1 protein-coding gene and 1 pseudogene are annotated in these 2906 nt (G+C 40.4%); one reads left to right on the top strand and one right to left on the bottom strand.

What is annotated here, in order from left to right:
* Window positions 1–180 (top strand): annotated as a pseudogene (locus IQ242_RS21445) (IS5/IS1182 family transposase); the annotation flags it as partial.
* Between the two features lie 286 nt (window positions 181–466).
* On the opposite strand, the gene ileS reads toward IQ242_RS21445, so the two are convergent.
* Window positions 467–2906, bottom strand: a 2440-nt coding sequence (gene ileS / locus IQ242_RS21440; protein WP_193961339.1) for an isoleucine--tRNA ligase, incomplete at its 5' end; no start/stop codon positions are given.

Genomic DNA, 2906 nt, shown 5'->3' with positions numbered 1-2906 from the left:
GAGTATAACAAGGCTTTAGCCAAAGAAAGGATTATCATTGAACCTATAAATAGGAAACTCAAAATCTTTAAAATCTTATCCTGTAAATATCGGAATCGTCGTCGAAGATATAGTTTAAGAGTTAACTTGTTGGCGGCTATTTATAACTGTGAGTTAGGGATAGGTATAGCAGCTTCTTAAAAGTTGCCTAAAGATTAATCAAGTCAAGGAGAATTTATTCTCAATTATAAAAATTGAGATAGTTTGTGCCGCTTAAATAAAGAGGTTTTGATAACCAAATTAAAGCAGCTCTAAAGAGTTTTGAGTTAAAAGTTAAACTTCAAGTCTTCATTCAGGACGAATGTACTGATTAACTAATTTTTTGGGGAAAATTAGTTAAACCATCATTATAACATATAATTAATTTGCAAGAGATCTATTAAACAAGGGTACTTTATTAGACAATAAAGCACCCTTTTAATTTAGCTTAGAACTCTCCTTTTAAAGCGGCATTACAGCGCTCGCAAATAGTGGGATCATCGGCAAATTTTCCCACTTGAGTGGAATAATTCCAACAGCGATCGCATTTTTCTCCGTCCGCTTTGACAATTCCCACCGAAACAAAGTCCGATTCTCCTTTATATTCGGCGGTTTGAATTGCGCTAATATCACTAACTAATTCCACTTGAGAAGAGAGAAATAGATAACGCAATTCATCGACTTTATTCCCCGTTAAACTATCACAATTGTTGAATAATTCTAGCTCCTGTTGTAAGCTTTCATCGGGAACATAAAGTAAAACTTTTGCCTCTAAAGAAGCACCGATCGCTTTATCATTTCTGGCAGTTTCCATCACCTTATTAACTTCGGTGCGTAGCTGCCGGAATTTGGCCCATTTATCGGCCAATTCGCGATTATTCCAAGCAGGATCGATGTTTAGCCATCCTGACTCAAATACCGATAAATAAGGAGTTTTGTAGGGGAGAAATTGCCAGATATCTTCCGCTAGATGAGAGAGGACAGGAGCGATCGCTTTAGCGAGATTTTCTAAAGCAATAGCATAAACTGTTTGACAACTGCGACGACGGAAAGAATTAGGATCAGAAATGTATAAACGATCCTTAGCGATGTCGATATAAAAGTTAGATAAATCGACAACACAAAAATTCTGTACTGTCTGGAAAAAGCGGAAAAATTGGAAACTTTCAAAAGCTGCCGTAACTTCCGTAAACACTTCCGAGATACGATGTAACATATAGCGATCAATCTCCGGTAGGTCTTCATAAGCTACCGCATCTTTAAGGGGATCAAAATCATTTAAACTCCCCAGTAAAAACCTGGCAGTATTCCGGATTTTATTACGGATATCTACCAACTGTTTAAGAATATTTTGACCGATATTCACATCATTGGTATAGTCCACCGAGGACACCCATAACCGAATCACATCCACCCCATAAGCGGGTTCTTTTTTCTGGTCTTTACCACCATTAATGATCACATTGGTATCGATGACATTACCCAGAGATTTACTCATTTTTCGTCCCTGTTCATCCAAAACAAAACCGTGAGTTAACACCGTTTTATAGGGAGCAATACCATTAGCAGCCACACTGGTTAATAAACTCGATTGAAACCATCCCCGATGCTGATCCGATCCTTCTAGATACATATCCGCAGGATAACTTAATTCTGGTCGAGCATTAGCCACCGCATTCCAACTAGAACCAGAATCAAACCACACATCCATAGTATCCATTCCCTTGCGATAACTGCGACCATTATCGCGATAACTGGGAGGTAACAATTCCTCTACGGATAACTCCCACCAAGCATTAGAACCCTTGACTGCGAAGATAGCTTGAACGTGATTAATCGTCTCCTCCGTTAACAGAGGTTCATTCGTTTCTTCGTCATAAAAAACAGGAATAGGAACCCCCCAACTGCGCTGACGAGAGATACACCAATCGCTTCTTTCACTAACCATAGAAGTAATGCGATTCTTCCCCGTTGCAGGAATCCAACGCACCGAATCAATCGCTTCTAAAGCTAATTCTCGGAATCCTTCCACGGAAGCAAACCATTGTTCTGTTGCGCGGAAAATTGTCGGTTTTTTGGTTCTCCAATCGTAGGGATATTTATGCTGATATGCTTCTTCTTTGAGTAACGCACCCTTTTCTGTCAGTGCTAAAATTATTGCTTCATTAGCATCTTTCAAGACATTTAAACCCGCAAATTGTCCCGCTTCTGCGGTAAAATTTCCCTTATCATCCACGGGAGAAAGTATCGGTAAACCGTAACGTTGGCCGACGATATAATCCTCCTGACCATGGCCAGGGGCCGTATGAACTAATCCGGTTCCGGAATCAGTGGTGACATAATCCCCACCGATGAGAATAGCACTTTCTCTATCAAACAAAGGATGACGATATTTAGTATGTTCTAATTCCAGACCTTTAACCGTTGCTTTAATCGTCAAAGTTGTGTTAAAAGTGTCGGCCAATTTTTCGACTAAATCCGTCGCTACGATTAGATAATTAGACTCGCTAGTTTCCACCACTGAATAGTTTAATTCTGGGTTCAATGCGACGGCCAAATTCCCGGGTAAAGTCCAGGGGGTAGTCGTCCAGATAGCCACGGATAAATTAGGCAAAAATGGCGTTAAAACCGGGGTTGAAACTGACGTAATTGGAAAAGCGACATAGACACTGCGGGAAGTGTGACCTTCGGGATATTCTAATTCGGCCTCAGCTAAAGCGGTTTGAGAACTAGGACTCCAGTGAACCGGTTTTAGTCCCCGATAAATATAACCTTTTAGGGCCATTTTTCCGAATACGGCAATTTGAGCGGCCTCGTATTCAGGTTTTAGGGTTAAATAGGGATTTTCCCAGTCTCCCCAGACTCCATACCTTTTGAAACCTTCACAC

The organism is Microcystis sp. LEGE 08355 (assembly GCF_015207185.1).
In the GTDB taxonomy this organism is placed as follows: Bacteria; Cyanobacteriota; Cyanobacteriia; order Cyanobacteriales; family Microcystaceae; genus Microcystis; species Microcystis panniformis.
The sequence above is the reverse complement of the archived record's forward strand: the minus strand, read 5'-3'. Positions and strand labels throughout refer to the sequence as shown.